At 66.9% G+C, this 17560-nt stretch carries 21 protein-coding genes; 16 read left to right on the plus strand and 5 right to left on the minus strand.

The features are described from left to right. Positions 1–97 precede the first annotated feature (97 nt). The 5 genes from ACSFA7_RS11330 to ACSFA7_RS11350 all read left to right on the plus strand — a co-directional run bounded on the left by ACSFA7_RS11330 (position 98) and on the right by ACSFA7_RS11350 (position 4184). Positions 98–712, plus strand: a complete 615-nt coding sequence (locus ACSFA7_RS11330; protein WP_435499430.1) for a LysE family transporter — start codon at positions 98–100, stop codon at positions 710–712. Positions 713–734: 22 nt separating this feature from the next. Continuing rightward, on the plus strand, positions 735–1649 hold the full coding sequence (locus tag ACSFA7_RS11335; protein WP_435499431.1) for a ParA family protein: 915 nt from the start codon (positions 735–737) through the stop codon (positions 1647–1649). A gap of 42 nt (positions 1650–1691) precedes the next feature. Continuing rightward, positions 1692–2237, plus strand: coding sequence for an RBBP9/YdeN family alpha/beta hydrolase (locus ACSFA7_RS11340; protein WP_435499432.1), 546 nt, complete (start codon positions 1692–1694; stop codon positions 2235–2237). Next, positions 2237–3178, plus strand: coding sequence for a ParB/RepB/Spo0J family partition protein (locus tag ACSFA7_RS11345; RefSeq protein WP_435499433.1), 942 nt, complete (start codon positions 2237–2239; stop codon positions 3176–3178). Before ACSFA7_RS11340 ends, ACSFA7_RS11345 begins: the two co-directional genes overlap by 1 nt. Before the next feature lie 112 nt (positions 3179–3290). Then, positions 3291–4184, plus strand: coding sequence for a CsgG/HfaB family protein (locus tag ACSFA7_RS11350; protein ID WP_435499434.1), 894 nt, complete (start codon positions 3291–3293; stop codon positions 4182–4184). 83 nt (positions 4185–4267) lie between these two features. Here ACSFA7_RS11350 and ACSFA7_RS11355 read toward each other — a convergent pair whose 3' ends face one another. Continuing rightward, the gene (locus ACSFA7_RS11355) at positions 4268–5692 is read right to left on the minus strand and encodes an FAD-binding oxidoreductase (RefSeq protein ID WP_435499435.1); all 1425 of its coding nucleotides are present in this window, start codon (positions 5690–5692) and stop codon (positions 4268–4270) included. 74 nt (positions 5693–5766) lie between these two features. Between ACSFA7_RS11355 and ACSFA7_RS11360 the strand changes: the two genes are divergently transcribed. Genes ACSFA7_RS11360 through ACSFA7_RS11370 form a run of 3 tightly spaced genes read left to right on the plus strand, consistent with a single transcriptional unit; the run spans position 5767 to position 7234 of the window. Then, complete coding sequence (locus tag ACSFA7_RS11360) at positions 5767–6267, plus strand: DinB family protein (protein ID WP_435499436.1); 501 nt, start codon at positions 5767–5769, stop codon at positions 6265–6267. Between the two features lie 14 nt (positions 6268–6281). Then, positions 6282–6887 carry a cob(I)yrinic acid a,c-diamide adenosyltransferase gene (locus tag ACSFA7_RS11365; protein WP_435499437.1) on the plus strand — a complete coding sequence of 202 codons (606 nt, stop codon included), beginning with the start codon at positions 6282–6284 and terminating at the stop codon, positions 6885–6887. Then, positions 6884–7234, plus strand: coding sequence for a hypothetical protein (locus ACSFA7_RS11370; protein WP_435499438.1), 351 nt, complete (start codon positions 6884–6886; stop codon positions 7232–7234). The genes ACSFA7_RS11365 and ACSFA7_RS11370 overlap by 4 nt, the downstream gene beginning before the upstream one ends. Positions 7235–7298: 64 nt before the next feature. On the opposite strand, the gene ACSFA7_RS11375 is transcribed toward ACSFA7_RS11370, so the two are convergent. After that, positions 7299–7937, minus strand: coding sequence for a GDSL-type esterase/lipase family protein (locus tag ACSFA7_RS11375; protein WP_435499439.1), 639 nt, complete (start codon positions 7935–7937; stop codon positions 7299–7301). A gap of 160 nt (positions 7938–8097) precedes the next feature. Between ACSFA7_RS11375 and ACSFA7_RS11380 the strand changes: the two genes are divergently transcribed. Genes ACSFA7_RS11380 through ACSFA7_RS11405 form a run of 6 tightly spaced genes read left to right on the plus strand, consistent with a single transcriptional unit; the run spans position 8098 to position 14300 of the window. Next, positions 8098–9282: an ABC transporter substrate-binding protein gene (locus ACSFA7_RS11380; RefSeq protein WP_435499440.1), complete on the plus strand. Its 1185-nt coding sequence runs from the start codon at positions 8098–8100 to the stop codon at positions 9280–9282. After that, positions 9283–11112, plus strand: coding sequence for an ABC transporter permease (locus ACSFA7_RS11385; RefSeq protein ID WP_435499441.1), 1830 nt, complete (start codon positions 9283–9285; stop codon positions 11110–11112). A 17-nt stretch (positions 11113–11129) separates the two neighbouring features. Then, the gene (locus ACSFA7_RS11390; protein ID WP_435499442.1) at positions 11130–11708 is read left to right on the plus strand and encodes an OsmC family protein; all 579 of its coding nucleotides are present in this window, start codon (positions 11130–11132) and stop codon (positions 11706–11708) included. Continuing rightward, the gene (locus ACSFA7_RS11395) at positions 11692–12534 is read left to right on the plus strand and encodes an ABC transporter ATP-binding protein (RefSeq protein ID WP_435499443.1); all 843 of its coding nucleotides are present in this window, start codon (positions 11692–11694) and stop codon (positions 12532–12534) included. Before ACSFA7_RS11390 ends, ACSFA7_RS11395 begins: the two co-directional genes overlap by 17 nt. Further along, on the plus strand, positions 12531–13376 hold the full coding sequence (locus ACSFA7_RS11400; RefSeq protein WP_435499444.1) for an ABC transporter ATP-binding protein: 846 nt from the start codon (positions 12531–12533) through the stop codon (positions 13374–13376). Before ACSFA7_RS11395 ends, ACSFA7_RS11400 begins: the two co-directional genes overlap by 4 nt. Positions 13377–13406: 30 nt before the next feature. Beyond that, positions 13407–14300 carry a VOC family protein gene (locus ACSFA7_RS11405; RefSeq protein ID WP_435499445.1) on the plus strand — a complete coding sequence of 298 codons (894 nt, stop codon included), beginning with the start codon at positions 13407–13409 and terminating at the stop codon, positions 14298–14300. A 5-nt stretch (positions 14301–14305) separates the two neighbouring features. On the opposite strand, the gene ACSFA7_RS11410 is transcribed toward ACSFA7_RS11405, so the two are convergent. Then, positions 14306–14737, minus strand: a complete 432-nt coding sequence (locus ACSFA7_RS11410) for a winged helix-turn-helix transcriptional regulator (protein ID WP_435499446.1) — start codon at positions 14735–14737, stop codon at positions 14306–14308. Positions 14738–14851: 114 nt separating this feature from the next. Between ACSFA7_RS11410 and ACSFA7_RS11415 the strand changes: the two genes are divergently transcribed. Further along, on the plus strand, positions 14852–15442 hold the full coding sequence (locus tag ACSFA7_RS11415; RefSeq protein WP_435499447.1) for a dihydrofolate reductase family protein: 591 nt from the start codon (positions 14852–14854) through the stop codon (positions 15440–15442). 124 nt (positions 15443–15566) lie between these two features. Next, entirely contained in the window at positions 15567–16019 is a 453-nt protein-coding gene (locus tag ACSFA7_RS11420) for an RcnB family protein (protein WP_435499448.1), read from the plus strand. A 78-nt stretch (positions 16020–16097) separates the two neighbouring features. On the opposite strand, the gene ACSFA7_RS11425 is transcribed toward ACSFA7_RS11420, so the two are convergent. Both ACSFA7_RS11425 and ACSFA7_RS11430 read right to left on the minus strand, forming a co-directional pair. Continuing rightward, the gene (locus tag ACSFA7_RS11425) at positions 16098–16361 is read right to left on the minus strand and encodes a hypothetical protein (RefSeq protein ID WP_206176473.1); all 264 of its coding nucleotides are present in this window, start codon (positions 16359–16361) and stop codon (positions 16098–16100) included. Positions 16362–16497: 136 nt separating this feature from the next. Further along, positions 16498–17442: a CysB family HTH-type transcriptional regulator gene (locus ACSFA7_RS11430; RefSeq protein WP_013538536.1), complete on the minus strand. Its 945-nt coding sequence runs from the start codon at positions 17440–17442 to the stop codon at positions 16498–16500. Positions 17443–17560 lie beyond the last annotated feature (118 nt).

A 17560-nucleotide genomic window follows, 5' to 3' on the forward strand; every position in this document is an offset into this window, starting at 1 on the left:
GCGCCGCCGGCAAAAGCCGGCGCCCGAACGGCCCTCCGTGCGCCGGCCTCGCTTAGACTCGACGCCTCCCTTGGCTCTCTTCTTCGAGGCAAATTCCATGTTTGGCATCGCTGACTACGGCGCATATGTCGCCGCCATCATCCTGTTCCTCCTGATTCCCGGTCCGGGCAATCTGGCGCTGATCACTTCGACCAGCAAAGGCGGAATTCGTGGTGGATTGGCAGCGACGACGGGTGTGATCGTTGGCGACCAGTGCCTTTTGTGGGCTGCGGTGGCTGGTGTGTCGGCGGTTCTGGCTGCTTACCCGACCGCGTTCAAGGCGGTGCAATGGTTGGGCGCTGCCTATCTGGCGTGGCTTGGTCTCAAGATGCTGTTGGCCAAGCCCGGCTCGGCACCGATCCTCAACATCAAGCCCGGCCATTTCTTCCGCCAAGCATTCACGATCACCTTGCTGAACCCGAAGGCCATCGTGTTCTACATGGCCTTCTTCCCACTGTTCGTCGACCCGGCCCGTCACCAGGGACTGGTCACTTTCGGTGCGATGGCCGTGACGATCGCGGCGCTGACCTTCCTCTACGGCCTGACCTCGACGCTGCTCACGCACTTTCTCGCCGAGCGCATCCGTGCCAATCGCCGCATTTCCGGCACGCTCGAAAAGCTGGCAGGCGTTTTCCTGATCGCCTTCGGCGTCAAGCTCGCGATCTCGCGCTGATCGATCGATCCCCAGAACTGACATGGCCAAGATTTTCTGCATTGCCAACCAAAAGGGCGGCGTCGGCAAGACCACCACCACCGTCAACCTCGCCGCCGGCCTGGCCAAGGTGGGGCAGCGGGTGCTGATGATCGACCTCGATCCCCAGGGCAATGCGACCATGGGTTCGGGCATCGACAAGCGCGAGCTGGAGCTGACGGTGTACGACGTGCTGCTCGAGTCGGCCTCGGTGGCAGAAGCGCGCGTCAAGTCGGATAAGCTGATCGAAGGCGGTTGCAGCTACGACGTGCTCGGCGCCAACCGTGAATTGGCGGGCGCCGAAGTCGAAATGGTGGCGCTCGACCGCCGCGAAAAACGCCTGCGCACCGCGCTGGCGGCGGTCGGCGCCGAGTACGACTTCGTGCTGATCGACTGCCCCCCGAGCCTGAGCCTGCTCACGCTCAACGGCCTGTGCGCCGCCCATGGCGTGATCGTGCCGATGCAGTGCGAGTACTTCGCGCTCGAAGGGCTGACCGACCTGGTCAACACCATCAAGCAGGTGCACGCCAACCTGAACAAGAACCTGCAGATCATCGGCCTCTTGCGCGTGATGTTCGATCCGCGCATCACGCTGCAGCAGCAGGTGAGCGAGCAGCTCAAGTCCCACTTCGGCGACAAGGTGTTCGATACGGTGATCCCGCGCAATGTGCGGCTGGCCGAGGCGCCGAGCTACGGCCTGCCGGGCGTGGTGTTCGATCCGGCAGCCCGGGGCAGCCAGGCTTTCGTGGCCTTTGCGCAGGAGCTGGTCGAGAAGCTGCCGCCTGCGAGCGCATTCGCTTCCGGTGCCGTCGCACCGCCGATTGCCCCGGTCGAGCGCATCGCGCCGGACTTGGCCATTCCCGAGGACGTGTTGGCGCCTGCGCCCGCCTCCGATTCCACTCCCGAAAAAAGCCTCTGACGCCTGCCGCAAATCGGCACGGCGCTATCAAGTTCGTAGCAAATGACAGTTTCCCGCATCCTGCTGCTGCCGGGCTGGCAGAACAGCGGCCCCGGCCATTGGCAGACCCTCTGGGAGTCGATCCACGGCGATCACCGCGTCGAGCAGCATGAGTGGATGCGACCGCTGCGCGGTGACTGGTCCGCGCGGCTCGAGGAGGAAGTGCTGGCGGCACCCGGCCCGGTGGCCTTTGCCGCGCACAGCCTCGGCTGCATCCTCGTCGCGGCCTGGGCCGCGCATTCGCGCAACGCGCACAAGGTGCGCGGCGCATTGCTGGTGGCGCCCGGCGACCTGGAGCGCGACGATCTTCGGCAACTGATTCCCGGCTGGGCGCCGATCGTGCGCCAGCCGCTGCCATTCCCGGCCGTGTTGATCGCCGCGAATGACGATCCTTACTGCGAGGCTTCGCGCTCGCAGCAGCTGGCGAAGGACTGGGGCGCACGCTTCGTCGACGCTGGCAAGGGTGGCCACCTGAACGCCGAATCCAGCCTGGGCGACTGGCCCGAAGGCCGGCAACTCCTGAACGACATTTCGAAAGACAAGAACTGATGGCGACCAAGAAACCCAAGGGCCTCGGCCGCGGACTCGAAGCGCTGCTCGGCCCGACGGCCGCACCCGCCGCCGACCATGGCAGCTCGGGCGCGGAAGAGGGCGGCGCACCGCCGAACCCGACCACGCTGATGCTCGACCAGATGGTGGCCGGCGTGTACCAGCCGCGCACCCGCATGGACGAAGGCGCGCTTTACGAGCTGGCCGAGAGCATCAAGGTGCAGGGCATCATGCAGCCGATCCTGGTGCGCCGGCTCGATGCCGAATCGGCAGCGGCCAAGAACGCCGAATACGAAATCATCGCGGGCGAGCGGCGCTTCCGCGCCGCGAAGCTCGCGGGCCTCGACAGCGTGCCGGTGCTGGTGCGCGACGTGCCCAACGAGGCCGCGGCCGCCATGTCGCTGATCGAGAACATCCAGCGCGAAGACCTCAATCCGCTCGAAGAGGCCCAAGGCCTGCAACGCCTGGTCGCCGAGTTTGGGCTCACTCACGAAATGGCGGCACAGGCCGTGGGCCGCTCGCGCAGCGCAGCCAGCAATCTGCTGCGCCTGCTGAACCTGGCCGAACCCGCCCAGCTGATGCTGATGGCCGGCGACATCGACATGGGCCACGCCCGCGCGTTGCTCTCGCTGGACCGCGGCACGCAGATCACCGCGGCCAACCAGATCGCCGCCAAGAAGATGTCGGTGCGCGAAGCCGAGGCGCTGGTGAAGAAGCTGGCCGCCGAGTTCACCCTCACGCCGTCCCGCCGCGGCAACGCCGGCGAGAAATCGCGCGACCTGCAGCGTGTGGAAGAAGAGCTGGCCGACCTGCTCACCGCCGAGGTCGAGGTGCGCATCAAGAAGCGCACGAAGCGCGGCGAAAGCGGCGAGCTCGCGATCCATTTCGGCTCTATCGAAGCGCTCAACGGATTGATCGAGCGCATCCGCCGAACGGCCTAGTTTTGAAATCGGGAGGGGCCGTTCGTTCGATTGATTCCTGTAATCCTTTGCGCGTATCCTCGACCGCTGGTTTTTTCCAACCCAAGATCTGAAAACAGAGGGAGTCCCTGTCATGACGTTCACCAAGTTCCCGCTCGCGGCCATCGCTGTCGGTGCGCTTCTCCTCACCGGTTGCGCGACCACCGACATGCAGATGGGCAGTCAGTCGGCCAAGACCATGGCCACCGGCAGCGCCGCCGGTTCGTCCACCGCCGGCGAAAGCAGCCAGCTCGAGCGCTGCGAATCGCCGCTCGGCACGGTGTCGCTGATCGAGAACCAGAGTGCGGGCTGGTACACCATCCTCACCGGCGAATACCGCCTGCCGCCTACTGCAAATCTGTTGCGTTTGCTGGTGCAGCAATCGAACTGTTTCATCGTGGTCGAGCGCGGCGCGGCCGGCATGAACGCCATGACGCGCGAACGCGCGCTGCAGCAGTCGGGTGAAATGCGCGGCGGCAGCAACTTCGGCCGCGGCCAGATGGTGGCCTCCGACTACGGCCTGTCGCCCGAGATCGTGTTCAGCAACAGCGATGCCGGCGGTATCGGCGGCGCGCTCGGCGGTCTCGTGGGTGGCGGCCGTGGCCGCGCGCTCGCGGCCATCGGCGGCAGCATGCAGACCAAGGAAGCCAGTGCGCTGCTGACCCTCATCGACAACCGCTCGGGCGTGCAGGTCGCGGCCTCCGAAGGCAGCGCTTCCAAGACCGACTTCGGCGCCTTCGGTGGGCTGGCCGGCCGCAGCGGCGCCGGTGGTCTCGGCGGCTACACCAACACGGCGCAGGGCAAGGTGATTGCCGCCGCGTTCATGGACGCCTTCAACCAGATGGTCCGGTCGCTGCGCAACTACAAGGCGCAGACGGTGCGCGGCCAGGGCCTCGGTGGCGGCGGCCGACTCGGCGTGGATGGCGGCGCTGCGCCGTCGCAGACCTATGTGCCGCCGGAGCAGGCACCGGCACGTCGCCGCAAGTAAGCCAAAAACGCTGGCCTTCGGGCCACGAAAAAGCCCGGCGCTCTCGCGAGCCGCCGGGCTTTTTTACGTGTGACCCGGATGGATCAGAGGCTGAAGATCTTGCCTGGATTCATGATGTTCTTCGGGTCCAGCGCACGCTTGATCGTCCGCATCATGTCGATCGCGCCGACACCCGCCTCGGTGACCAGGAAGTCCATCTTGTGCAGCCCCACGCCGTGCTCGCCGGTGCAGGTGCCTTCGAGCGCCAGCGCGCGGCTCACCAGTTGGTGGTTGAGCGCTTCAGCCTTCACGCGCTCTTCGGGAATGTTCGGATCGAGCAGATAGCCGAAGTGGAAATTGCCGTCGCCCACGTGGCCGACGAGGAAGTAGGGGATGCCGCTCGCATCGGCTTCGGCCACAGAGTCGAGCAGGCAATCGGCCAGGCGCGAGATCGGCACGCAGGTGTCGGTGGAGATCACGCGGCAGCCCGGGCGCGACTGCACCGCCGCGAAATAGCTGTTGTGCCGCGCCGTCCAGAGCCGCGTGCGTTCTTCCGGCGTGCTGGCCCATTCGAAGGCGTTGCCGCCATGGCCGCTCGCGAGCTCCTGCACCGTCTCGGCCTGCTCCTTCACGCCGGCCGGCGAGCCGTGGAATTCCATCAGCAGCATCGGCTCTTCGCGCAGGTTCAGCTTGGCGTAGGCGTTCACCATGCGCACCGTGTTCACGTCGATCAGTTCCACGCGCGCGATCGGCACGCCGAGCTGGATCGTCTCGATGGTGGTGCGCACCGCGGCCTCGATGCTCGGGAACGAGCAGATGGCTGCCGACACGGCTTCGGGCAGCGGATAGATGCGCAGCGTGACTTCGGTGACCACGCCCAGCGTGCCCTCGCTGCCCACCATCAGGCGGGTGAGGTCGTAGCCTGCGGACGACTTCTTCGCGCGCGTGCCGGTGCGGATGACTTCACCCGCGGCCGTCACCACTTCGAGCGCCAGCACGTTCTCGCGCATCGTGCCGTAGCGCACCGCGTTCGTGCCGCTCGCGCGCGTGGCCGTCATGCCGCCGATGGAGGCGTCCGCGCCCGGGTCGATGGGAAAGAACAGGCCCGTGCTCTTGATCTCTTCGTTGAGCTGCTTGCGCGTGACGCCCGGCTGCACCGTCACCGTGAGGTCGTCGGCGTTGATCGACAGCACCTTGTTCATGCGCGACACGTCGATGCTGATGCCGCCCTGCACCGCCAGGAGGTGACCTTCGAGCGAGGAGCCGACGCCGAAGGGAATGACCGGCACGCTGTGCTCGCTCGCGAGCTTCACGGCATCGGCCACGTCCTGCGTGCTCTCGGCAAACACCACGGCCGAGGGCGGTGGCGCGTCGAACGACGATTCGTCGCGCCCGTGCTGGGTGCGCACTGCCATCGCCGTGGAACAGTTGGCGCCGAAGCGCACCTTCAGCCCGTCGATCAGGCTGGCCGGGACGTCGCGCAGATGAAGCTCCGGCATCAGGTGCGAGGTTTGGGTCGGGGCGTTCATCGGGAGTCTCCTGACGGGTGAGGGGGATCGGCCATTTTACGGAGCGAGCACCATAATGCGCTTCGGAAAAAATGATGAACCCCACGACCCTCAGCGCCCTCGCGGCCTTCCCCTCGCAGCTGGAGGCCCACTACGCGGCCATTCCCGAGACTTTCAGGCACTGGGCGCCGCCCTCGTGGGAGGGCGTGCCCAGCGAGGCCTTCACCGCCATCGAGCAGCTCTGCCATGTGCGCGACATCGAGATCGAGGGCTATCACGTGCGATTCAGGCGCACCCTCACGGAGAACCGCCCGACGCTGGCCTCGATCGACAGTGAACCCCTTGCTATCGAACGCAACTACGGCGTCGCCGACGCGAAGCTGGTGCTGGCCGATTTCCGCCTCGCACGCGCGCAGACGATGGAGATCATCTCGGGCCTGACCGATGCGCAACTCGCGCGCACGGCGGTCTTCGAAGGCTACGGCCCGCTCACGATGCGCAGCCTCATCCATTACCTCTGCAGCCACGACCAGCAGCATCTTGCAGGCCTGCAATGGCTGGCCGGCAAGATCGACGCTTCGACGGTCCCCGCATAACCAGGAGCGCGCCCATGGGCAACCGACTTTCCCAGATCGCCACCCGCACAGGCGACGACGGCACCACCGGCCTCGGCGACAACACCCGCGTGCCCAAGGACCATCTGCGCGTGCACGCGATGGGCGACGTGGACGAGCTCAACTCGCAGATCGGCGTGCTGCTCTGCGAGCCCATGCCCGAGGCCGTGCGCGAACTGCTGGTCGACGTGCAGCACCAGCTCTTCAACCTGGGCGGCGAACTCTCGATGCCGGGTTTCACGCTGCTCAAGCCCGAGGCGCTGCTGCAGCTGGACAACGCGCTGGCCGACCACAACGCCGCCTTGCCGCGCCTGGCCGAATTCATCCTGCCGGCCGGCACGCGCGCCGCCTCGCTCGCGCATGTGTGCCGCACCGTGGCGCGACGGGCCGAGCGAGCGGTCGTGGCGCTTGGCACTACCGCGGAACTCAACGACGCATTGCGCCAGTACCTCAACCGGCTCAGCGACCTGCTCTTCGTGCTCGCGCGTGTGCTCAATCGCATGGATGGCGGCGACGACGTGTACTGGAAGAGCGAGCGCATGGCGCGCGCGGCAGCCGCCGATGCGATCGACGCCAGCGACAAAGAAGGAAGCCCGTCATGAAGATGCACATCCATACCCTGGCATTCGCGGCAGCATGCCTCCTGCTGCCCACCGCCGCCGTCCATGCGCAGAGCGCAGACAACCCGCCCAAGGCGCAGCGCGCCCACACCCTCAAGGCACCGCCGCGCGACAGCAAGGTGGTGAACAGCGTGCAGCGCGGCACCAATGCTGCAGGCCGAGGCATCGATCGCGCCGACAGCGCCACGCGACGGGGTGTCAACAACGTGTCGGCCCGTGCCAGCCGGCCGGTGCGCAACGTGGGCGAAGCCTTCGGCCGCAAGCTCGCGCCGGGCTCCAGCGGGCGTGCGGCGCCACCGCCTGTGGGACCGCAGGGCAACGCGCCCTGAAGGCTTGCTTTGCTTTGGGTGGCAGCTTTGCCGCGATGACCTGCTGCAGCTTGCCGCCTGAGCCTCAGCGCCAGCCCGCGGCCTTGAACTGGTCCGCGAGCAGCTGCGCGACCTTCGCGTAGCCCTCGGCATTGGCGTGGATGCGATCGGAGCGCAGCGTCGCATCCGACAGCACGCTCGAATACACATTGGCGACGAGCAGCGCCTGCCCCGACTTCGCGACCTCTTCGTAGAACGGCGCATCGCTGAGCGAACCGACGAACGCGCGCATCGCGTCGGGCGCGGGCGTGGCCAGCAGCGCGACATGCGGCGTGTGCTCGCGCGCCTCTTTCACGAGCGCTGCGATGTTGTCGCGCGTGGCCGAGGCCGAGACACCGCGCAGCATGTCGTTGCCGCCGATGCCGATCAGGATCGCGTCGTAGCTGCCCGCGGCCAGCAGCGACGGCAGGCGCTGCAATGCGCCAGCCGAGGTGTCGCCGTTGACGCCCGCGTTCTCGATCTGCCAGCCGGTGATCTCGCCCAGTTTCACGGGCCACGAGGCATCGGGGGGCGCGCCATAGCCGAAGGTCAGGCTGTCGCCGATCGCCAGCACGCGGGCATCGGATTTGAGCGCTGCGGCGGAGGGCTTGCGCTTGCCGCAGGCGGCCAGGACGGCCGCGGCTGGCACGCCGCACATCAGTTGGAGGAGGTGTCGTCGTTTCATGAAGCGCGCAGCTTAAACGCGGGCCGCGCGCCCGCCGGCAATTGACCCTTTGCTTGCTCGGAAAGCGCATAAGCCTCCCCGTTTTTGTTCGTTCCCCGGTCAGGGGACGCGGCGAAGAATCGTTGCCCTGCACGCTCATTCATCACCGAGGTCCGACGTCATGCCGCTGCTCAATCGCCATCGCTTCCTGCGCCATGTGGTCGCACTCTCCGCCGTGCTGCTGGCCACGCCTTTCGCAGCCCTTGCCGCGCCCGCTACCGGCGAGCCGGTGTGGTTCGGCGTGAGCGGTCCGCTCACCGGGCAGAACGCGCAGTACGGCGCGCAATGGAAGGCGGGCTTCGACCTCGCGCTCGACCACATCAATGCGCAGGGCGGCATCCACGGCCGGCCGCTGGCCTACAACTTCGAGGACAGCCAGAGCGATCCGCGCCAGTCGGTGGCCATCGCGCAGAAGCTGGTGAACGACAAGCGCGTGCTCATCGAGCTCGGCGATTTCTCGAGCCCCGCCTCGATGGCCGCCTCGCCGATCTACCAGCGCGCGGGCCTCGTGCAACTGGGCTTCACCAACTCGCACCCCGACTTCACCAAGGGCGGCGACTACATCTGGAGCCCATCGATCAGCCAAGCCGATGCGCAGCCGCTGCTGGCCGACCTTGCGGTGAAGACGCTGGGCTTCAAGCGCATCGCGGTGCTCTACCTCAACACCGACTGGGGCCGCACCAGCAAGGACGTGCTCGTGAAGGCCGCGCAGGAGCGCGGTGCGCAGCTCGCCATTGCCGAGGGCTACCAGCCCGACGAGAAAGACTTCCGCTCGACGCTGGTGCGCGTGCGCGATGCCAACCCCGACGGGCTGGTGCTGATCTCCTACTACCCCGACGGTGCGCTCATCGCGGGCCAGGTGCGCAGCGTGGGGCTGAAGCAACCCATCGCGGCGGTGGGCTCGGTGTATTCGCCGAAGTTCATCGAGCTCGGCGGCGCGGCCGTGAACGGCATCCACACCAACACCGCCTTCTTCCCCGAGGAACCGCGCGCCGAGGTGCAGGAGTTCGTGAAGAGCTTCCGCGCCAAGTACGGCAAGGAGCCCGACGCCTTCAACGCCTATGCCTACGACGCCGTGGTGTACGCGGCCGCCGCGCTGCGCCAGACCGGCCCGAAGGCCGACCGCAAGGCCGTGCGCGATGCGTTCTACAAGATCAAGGACGTGCCCAGCGTGATCTTCGGCAAGGCCAGCTTCGATGCGCAGACGCGCCGCGTGATCGGCGTGAAGAGCGTGAACCTGGTGGTCAAGGACGGCAAATGGGCGCAGATCGACGAGAAGGCCGGGGCGGTGGCGTTGGCCAAATAAATGAGCTTCACCTCGTTCTTCGACTACACGGTCAACGGCCTGATCATCGGCAACATCTATGCGTTGCTGGCGGTCGGGCTCGCGCTGATCTTCGGTGTCTCGCACCTGATCAACTTCGCGCACGGCTCGGTCTACACCGTGGGCGCGTACATCGGCTGGGCGAGCATCACCTACCTGCACACGCCGCTGCCCGTGACCATCGCGCTCGTGGTGCTGGGCTCGGGCGCGCTGGGCATGCTGATCGAGCGCGTGGGGCTTCGGCCGCTGCAGGGGGCCGCGCGCATCGCGCCGCTGCTGGCCACCATCGGCATCAGCTTCGTGCTTGACATCCTCGTGCAGCTGATCTTCAGCCCCGATCCGCGTTCGCTGCCCACGCAGCTGCCCGACTGGCGCCTGAAGATCGGCACCGGCACCATCGGCGCGCTGGACCTCCTGATCGCGGGCATCGGCATCGCGAGCGCGGCGGTGCTGTTCGTCTTCCTGCGTTTCACGAAGCTGGGCTGGGCCGTGCGCGCCACCGCGCAGGACCGCGACGCGGCGCAGCAGATGGGCGTGGATGTCGATCGCGTGAACCAGACGGTGTTCGCCATCGCCGCCGCGCTGGGCGGGCTCTCGGGCCTGCTGGTGGGCATGTACTACAACAACATCAGCCCGGCGATGAGCTTCCAGGCGACGCTCAAGGGCGTGGTGGCCACCGTGGTCGGCGGCGTGGGCAACGTGCCGGGCGCCATCGTCGGCAGCCTGCTGCTGGGGCTGATCGAGAGCTACGGCGTGGCGATCCTCGGCACACCCTACCGCAACCTCTTTGCGTTTGCGTTGCTGCTGGTGATCCTGGTGGGGAAGCCGAACGGCCTTTTCGGCCGCAAGCGCGCACTGCCGCCCGAGCCGCTGACCGGCACCTTCATTGCGCCGAGCAAGCCGTGGCATGTGCCGCGCAGGCTGCTGCTCGCGCTCTTCGCCGCGGCGGTGGCGTTGCCGTTCTTCGATCCATCGCCGTATCTCCTGCAGACGCTCACCAATGCGTGGCTCTACGCCGCGCTCGCGCTGAGCCTCACGCTGGTCGCCGGCACCATCGGGCAGATCTCGCTCGGCCATGCGGGGCTGCTGGCCATCGGTGCGTATGCCTCGTCGCTGCTGGTGCTAGACCTACACCTGCCGGTCGGCACGGGCATCGTGCTCGCGGGGATCCTCACCTCGCTGATCGGCACCGCGTTGATCTTTCCGGCGTTCCGGCTGCGCGGGCACTACGTGTCGATCGCCACGCTGGGCATCGGCGAGATCGTGGCGCTGACCATCCTCAACTGGGAAAGCCTCACGCGCGGACCCATCGGCATCTCGGGGATTCCGCCGCTCTCGCTGTTCGGGCGCAATGCGTCGTCGAACGAAGCCATCTACTGGGCGTCGTTCGGCGCAATGGTGCTGCTGGCCTTGCTGCAGTGGCGCCTGTTGCGCTCGCACCTGGGCCGCACCTTCCGGGCGGTGCGCGAAGACGAAGTGGCCGCGCGCGCCTACGGCGTGAGCCCCGACCGCTACAAGGCGCTGGCCTTCGGCTTCGGCGGCTTCGCGGCCGGCGTGAGCGGCGCCTTCACCGCGCACATGTACTCGTACATCAACCACGAGACCTTCGGCTCGCAGATCTCGATCCTCGCGCTCACGATGGTGATCCTCGGCGGGCTCGGGAACATCAGCGGTGCGTTGCTTGGCGCGGTCGCGCTCGTGAGCCTGCCCGAGCTGTTCCGCGTGACGGCCGAGTACCGGATGCTGATCTACGGGGTCGCATTGCTCTTGTTGATCCGCTTCCGCCCACAAGGCCTGCTGGGCACCGTCTGAAGAAAGAACCACACGCCATGAGCCACCTCAACGACTACCTCGCCGAGAAACGCGCCGCCGTGCTGGCACGCAATGCCGCCGTCGAGGCGGGCACCGCGCAGCCGGTGCAACTCAAGGCCAGCGTGAAGGCCGAGGGCCGCAGCGGCGTGCGGCGCCTGCGCATTCGCGAGCACCAGGTCATCAGCGACAGCCCGCCCGATTTCGCGGGCTACAACCTCGGGCCGAGTTCACCCGAACTGCAGCTCGGCGTGCTTGGCACCTGCGTCACGCACATCTTCCTGATCCAGGCCGCGGAGCGCCAGGTGCCGCTCGAAAGCCTCGAGGTGGAAGTGACCGGCCTCATCGATCCGCGCGGCGGCAAGCCCGGCCACGAGAAGACGCCGATCTGGCCGCACGAGATCGGCTACACGGTGCACATCGATTCGCCCGCGAGCCGCCAGGAGATCGACGCGCTGTTCGAGGCGGTGGAGCGCAACTGCCCGATCCTGAACCTGCTGCGCAATCCGCAGACGATTCGCGCTGAGGTGAAGCTCGTCAATTCGAAGGCGGAAGCGGCGAATGCGCCGCGGGAAGCGGGCGATGCCATCGCTGCTTGAGATCCGCGGCCTCACGCGGCGCTTCGGCGGGTTGACCGCGGTGAATGCGGTCGACCTTCAGGTGGGCGAGGGCGAGTTGCTCAGCGTGATCGGGCCGAACGGGGCGGGGAAGACCACGCTCTTCAACCTCGTGACCGGCCTCGACCGGCCCGATGCGGGGCAGGTGTTTTTCGAGGGGCAGGACATCACCGGATTGCCGGCACAGCAACTCGCGCAACGCGGCCTCGCGCGCACCTTCCAGCATGGCCGCGTGTTCGCAAATCTCTCGGTGCTCGACAACGTGCTGGTCGGCGCGCACACGCGGCTGCGCGCCGTGAAACCGCGTGTCGGCGGCGTGCCGGGCCTGGGCGCCTTGGCCGAGCTGGGGCTCGCGCTGCTGCAGCCTTCGGCCGTGCGGCGCGAAGAAGAGGCGTTGCGCAAGGACGCGCTCGACATCATTGCGCTCTTCGGCGAACGGCTCGCGCCGCGCATCGACCATCCCGCGTACAGCCTCTCGTACGCGAACCGCCGCCGTGTCGAGATCGCACGCGCGCTCGCGCTCAAGCCGCGGCTGTTGCTGCTCGACGAACCCACGGCCGGCATGAACGAAAGCGAAACGGCGGAGATGCTGGAGATCATTCGCGGCCTCAAGTCGCGCGGCCAGACCATCCTGCTGATCGAGCACAAGCTGGACCTCGTGATGCAGCTGTCCGACCGCGTGGCCGTGCTCGACGACGGCCGCAAGATCGCGGAAGGCCTGCCTGACGAAGTGCGCAACGACCCCGCGGTGATCGAGGCATATCTTGGCCATCGCCACGTCGGCGAGACACAGGCGGTGCCCGCATGATCGCCACCGTCGCCCGCACGGGTCTTCCTCCTTCGTCGCTCTGGGGCGACGGGCGCGATGAAGCGGTGCCCGAGCGCAGCACTGCGGCCGCATCCATCGACACGAAACAACCGCTGCTCCAGCTGCGCAAGGTCAACAGCTTCTATGGCCCCGTGCAGGCGCACTTCGACCTCGACATCGAAGTGCGCAAGGGCCAGATCGTGAGCCTGCTCGGCGGCAATGCGAGCGGCAAGTCGACCACGATGAAGATCGTGCTCGGCCTGCTCAAGCCGCGCTCAGGCGAAGTGAACTTCAACGGCGAGTCGATGCTCGGCCTCGGCACGCCGCAGATCATCCGCAAGGGCATCGGCTCGGTGCCCGAGGCGCGCCGGCTCTTTCCCGCGATGACCGTGCGCGAGAACCTCTTGATGGGCGCCTATGCGCGCAGCGACCGCAAGGCCGTGAATGAAGACCTCGAACGCATGCTCGAGCTCTTTCCGCGCGTGGCCGAGCGCATCGAGTTCCAGGCCGGTACGCTCTCGGGCGGCGAGCAGCAGATGGTCGCAATGGCGCGCGCGCTCATGGGCCGGCCGCAGCTCATCTGCATGGACGAGCCCACGATGGGCCTGTCGCCGCTGTACGTCGACAAGGTGCTCGAGCTCATCGCACGCATCAACGGGCAGGGCGTCTCGGTCTTCATGGTCGAGCAGAACGCGAGCCTCGCGCTGCAGATCGCGCACCACGGCTATGTATTGCAGACCGGGCGCATCGTGCTTTCGGGGCCGGCGCGCGAACTGCTGGCCGATGCGCGCATCCGCGATGCCTACCTCGGCGGCGAGGGCGCTGCCCGCACTGCCTCCTGAATGAGCGAACGCACACAGGGAGAACCCACCATGGCATTGAAACTCGACCACATCGTGATCGCGGTGCACGACCTCGAACGCACCATCGCCGACTACGGCGCGCTTGGGTTCCACGTGGTGCGCGGCGGCGACCATCCGGGCCGTGCCACGCACAACGCGCTGGTGGTGTTCGAGGACGGCAGCTACTTCGAACTGATCGCGTGGCGCGAACCGTCACCCACCGAGCGCTGGTGGCAATTGCTGCAGCGGCACGGCGAAGGCATTGTCGATTTCGCGCTGTTGCCGCGCAGCACCGCGGTCACCGTGGCCGATGCGAAGGCGCGCGGCCTCTCGCTCGACGGTCCGCTCGATGGCGGCCGCGTGCGCCCCGACGGCGAGCGCCTGCGCTGGCAGACGGCGCGCGCGCCCTCGGCCGATTTGCCTTTCCTGTGCGGCGATCTCACGCCGCGCCATCTGCGCGTGCCCGAAGGCAAGGTGCGCGTGCATGCCAACGGCACGCTCGGCGTGGCGAGCCTTGCGGTCGCGGTGCGCGATCTCGATGCCACGCTGGCGCGCTACCGCGCGCTGCTCGGCCCCGTGCCCGACGATGCCGCCACGCACATCGGCGAGCCCGTGGCCGTGCCCGGCAGCAATGTGCGCGTGGCGGTCATCGCACTGGGCGGCAGCGTGCTGGTGCTGTCGTCGCCGCGCGAGAACGCCGCCGTTGAAAAGAAGGAGGGCGGCGATGCACTCGCGCAGCGGCTCGTGGCGCGCGGTGAAGGGCCGTATGCGGTGGTGCTGCACACTGAGGCGCCGAAATCGACCGGCGTGCTCGACCTGGCAGGAACGCATGGCGCGCTGATCGAACTCGACCTGCCGCCGGTGGATCTCCACGTGAAGCACGGCGCGCGCAGTCACCGGGTCAACAGCATGGTCGGGGGCTGAGGCGCTCAGGCTGTTCCGCTCCGGCCCAGGTGCGCCTTGCGCAGGTCGGCCTGCATCTTCTTCTGCAGCGCCGGCCCGCCTTTCTCCAGCGCCGCCGCGGGCGCCCCGCTTTCCTTGGTCGCCTGCGTGTACTTGCGCCCCCAGATGCCGATCTGCGTTATCACCGGCAGCAGGTCGATGCCCATCGGTGTGAGGCTGTAGATGGCCTTCTGCTTGTGGGTCGGATCGTCGGTCTTGCTGAGCACGCCATACTCGACGAGCTTGCCCAGGCGCTCGGTCAGGATGTTCGAGGAGATGCCTTCCTCGGACTGCAGGAATTCCCTGAAATGCCGCTTGCCGGCAAACATCATGTCGCGAACGATCAGGAGGCTCCAGCGGTCGCCGAAGACTTCGAGCGCGAGGTTGATCGGGCAAAGCGATTTCTGTTGAGTGGCCATCGGGGTTTGCGGTGCGTTCGAAAAACTGCTTGCATTTTCGCATCGGTCATCGAATACTGATGACTGCTTGCATTTCAAGAGCAGTAAGCCAATCAGACCCCGAAGAGAGCCACCATGCGAAAGCTCATATTGCAGATGCAGATGTCCGTCGATGGCTACGTCTCGCCTGCCAACGGCAACCTCGACTGGCAGGTCTGGGGCTGGGGCGATCGCTGGGCGTGGGACGATAAATTGAAGGCCTACTTCAACACCGTCTTCGAAGGCGTCGACACGATCTTGCTGAGCCGCAAGATCGTGGAGGAGGGCTACCTCGACCACTGGGGGCGCGCGGCGAAGAACTATCCGGCCAACCCGCGATTCGCTTTCGCGCAGAAGGTGGTCGATGCGCAGAAGGTCGTGCTTACCGACAAGCTGAAGACGTCGCGCTGGGAGCGCACCGTCATTGCGCGCGGCGGCTTGGTCGAAGAGGTGAGCGCGCTCAAGCGGCAGGAGGGCAAGGACATCCTCGTCATCGGCGGTGTTGGCTTCGCGTCGTCGCTCGTGACCGAGGGGCTGGTCGACGAGTTCCAGTTCTTCGTCAATCCCACCGCCGTGGGCGCGGGGCGCTCGGTGTTTCACGACCAGCGCAAGGGGCACGCATTGCGTTTGCTCGGATCGACGGGCTACGAATGCGGCGTCGTGGTCAACCGATACGCCCCGCAGTGAAGGACAACGCGCCGCCCCGATACCAGCGCTTACCTGATTTCACCTGACGGCGACCTGAAGTGAGCCGGCCAGACACAACAGCGGCACACAATGAACTCGTCATCAACGCATGAAGGAGTTCCAGATGAACATCAATTCGAAGAGCATGGCCGTCGCTGCTGCGGCGCTCGCGATGTGCATGGCAGCGGGAAGCGCCTTCGCGCAAGACCGCCGCTTCGACGGACGGCCCGGCGACGGGCGCGACGATCGCAACGGACGTGTCGAACAACGGCACGGCAACGACCGGGGAGAGCGCAATTTCGATCGCCGCGGTCCGCACCGTGATTACCGCGGCAACCAGGACTTCCGCGATGGCCGCCAGTTCGATCGCCGCGGCTTCCCGCAGCCGCATGCCGAATGGCGCCGCGGTGGCCGCGTGCCGGCCGAGTACCGTGGCCGCAACTACGTGGTGAACGACTACCGTGCCTATCGCCTGCAGGCGCCGCCCCGTGGCTACCAGTGGGTCGGCGTGGGTGGGGACTATGTGCTCGCCGCCATTGCCACCGGCCTGATCGCGCAGATCATCGCGGGCCAGTAACCCGCCCGATGCCCGGTCAGGGCCCCATGCGAAACCGCCACAGGTGACTGTGGCGGTTTTTCTTTGGGGGGACGCTTGTCAGGCCAGCGCGGTGGATACCGACTGGGCGCACACGTTGCGCCCGGTGATCGTGAGGCGCAGGCCCCCACCGTGCCATTCGAGCCAGTTGAGGCTCACATACGCGTCGATGTCGTTGTCGTCGATGCGGTCGGCCTGGCGGCTCTGCAGGAGCTCCACCGTGGCGGGCAGCGCCCGTTTCAACCGTTCTCGTCGCTCCGCTGCATCGGCCGCCTTTTGGGCGGCCCTGGTTTGCTGTTGCTGCTGCTGCGGGGTCGATGCCATTGCTGATCCGTTCCGGAAGCCAAGGAATTAACCCGAATGTACGCCCCTTGTGTGAAGCCGCACGCTTTCTTTTGAACCCCGCCGTTTTCGCAGTACCCGCCACGCAACAGCGCCCGGAACGGCCCTCACGGCAGGGCTAGATTTCGTAGTGGGAAGCCTTGGCCTCGTCGCCCAGCGCCTTTTCGACGATGGCACGCGTCAGGGTCGGAGCGAACGACTCGATGAAGGCGTAGACGTACTTGCGCAGGTAGTTGCCGCGGCGCACCGCGAGCTTGGTGAGGTTGATGCCGAACAGGCGCCCCGCATCGATCGCGCGCAGCTGCGTGTCGCGCTCCGCCTCGTAGGCCACCCCGGCCACGATGCCCACGCCCAGGCCCAGTGTCACGTAGGTCTTGATCACATCGGCATCCATCGCGGCGAGCACGATGTTGGGCTGCAGCCCGCGCGCCTCGAACGCCTCGTCGATGCGCGAGCGGCCGGTGAAGCCCGTGTCGTAGGTGATCAGCGGATAGCGCGTGAGCGCCTCCAGCGACAGCGGTGCATCGAGCAGCGGATGGCCCGGCGGCACGATCACCGAATGCGTCCAGCGGTAGCAGGGCAGGGCGACCAGCTGCGGGTAGTCGCCGAGCGCCTCGGTGGCGATGCCCACGTCGGCCTCGCCGTCGATCAGCATCTGCGCGATCTGCTTGGGCGAGCCCTGGTGCAGGTGCAGTTTCACGTTCGGAAACTGCGCGCGAAATTCCTGCACGGCCACCGGCATCGCATAGCGCGCCTGCGAGTGCGTGGCCGCGATGGAGAGCAGTCCGCTTTGCTGCGCCACGAACTCCTGCCCCGCGTGTCGCAGGTTGCTGCTCTCCAGCAGCATGCGCTCGATGATCGGCAGCACGTGGCCGCCCGGCTCGGTGAGGCCCGTGAGGCGCTTGCCGGCGCGCACGAAGAGCTCGATGCCGAGTTCTTCCTCGAGTTCGCGGATCTGCCGGCTCACGCCGGGCTGCGAGGTGTGAAGGGTGTGAGCGACTTCGGTCAGGTTGAAGCCGCAACGAACGGCCTCGCGTACCGAGCGCAGTTGTTGGAAGTTCATCTGGCGCCGAGGTGTCATCAGGCCCCCGGGGTGGGAACCGACCGGCGATTCTCGGCAGAAGCGCTTATGCATGGAACGATGCGTTTGTTGGTTTCACATGAGCAAAACATCTATACGT

Origin of the sequence: Variovorax trehalosi (assembly GCF_051216415.1) — a bacterium.
GTDB lineage: Bacteria > Pseudomonadota > Gammaproteobacteria > Burkholderiales > Burkholderiaceae_C > Variovorax.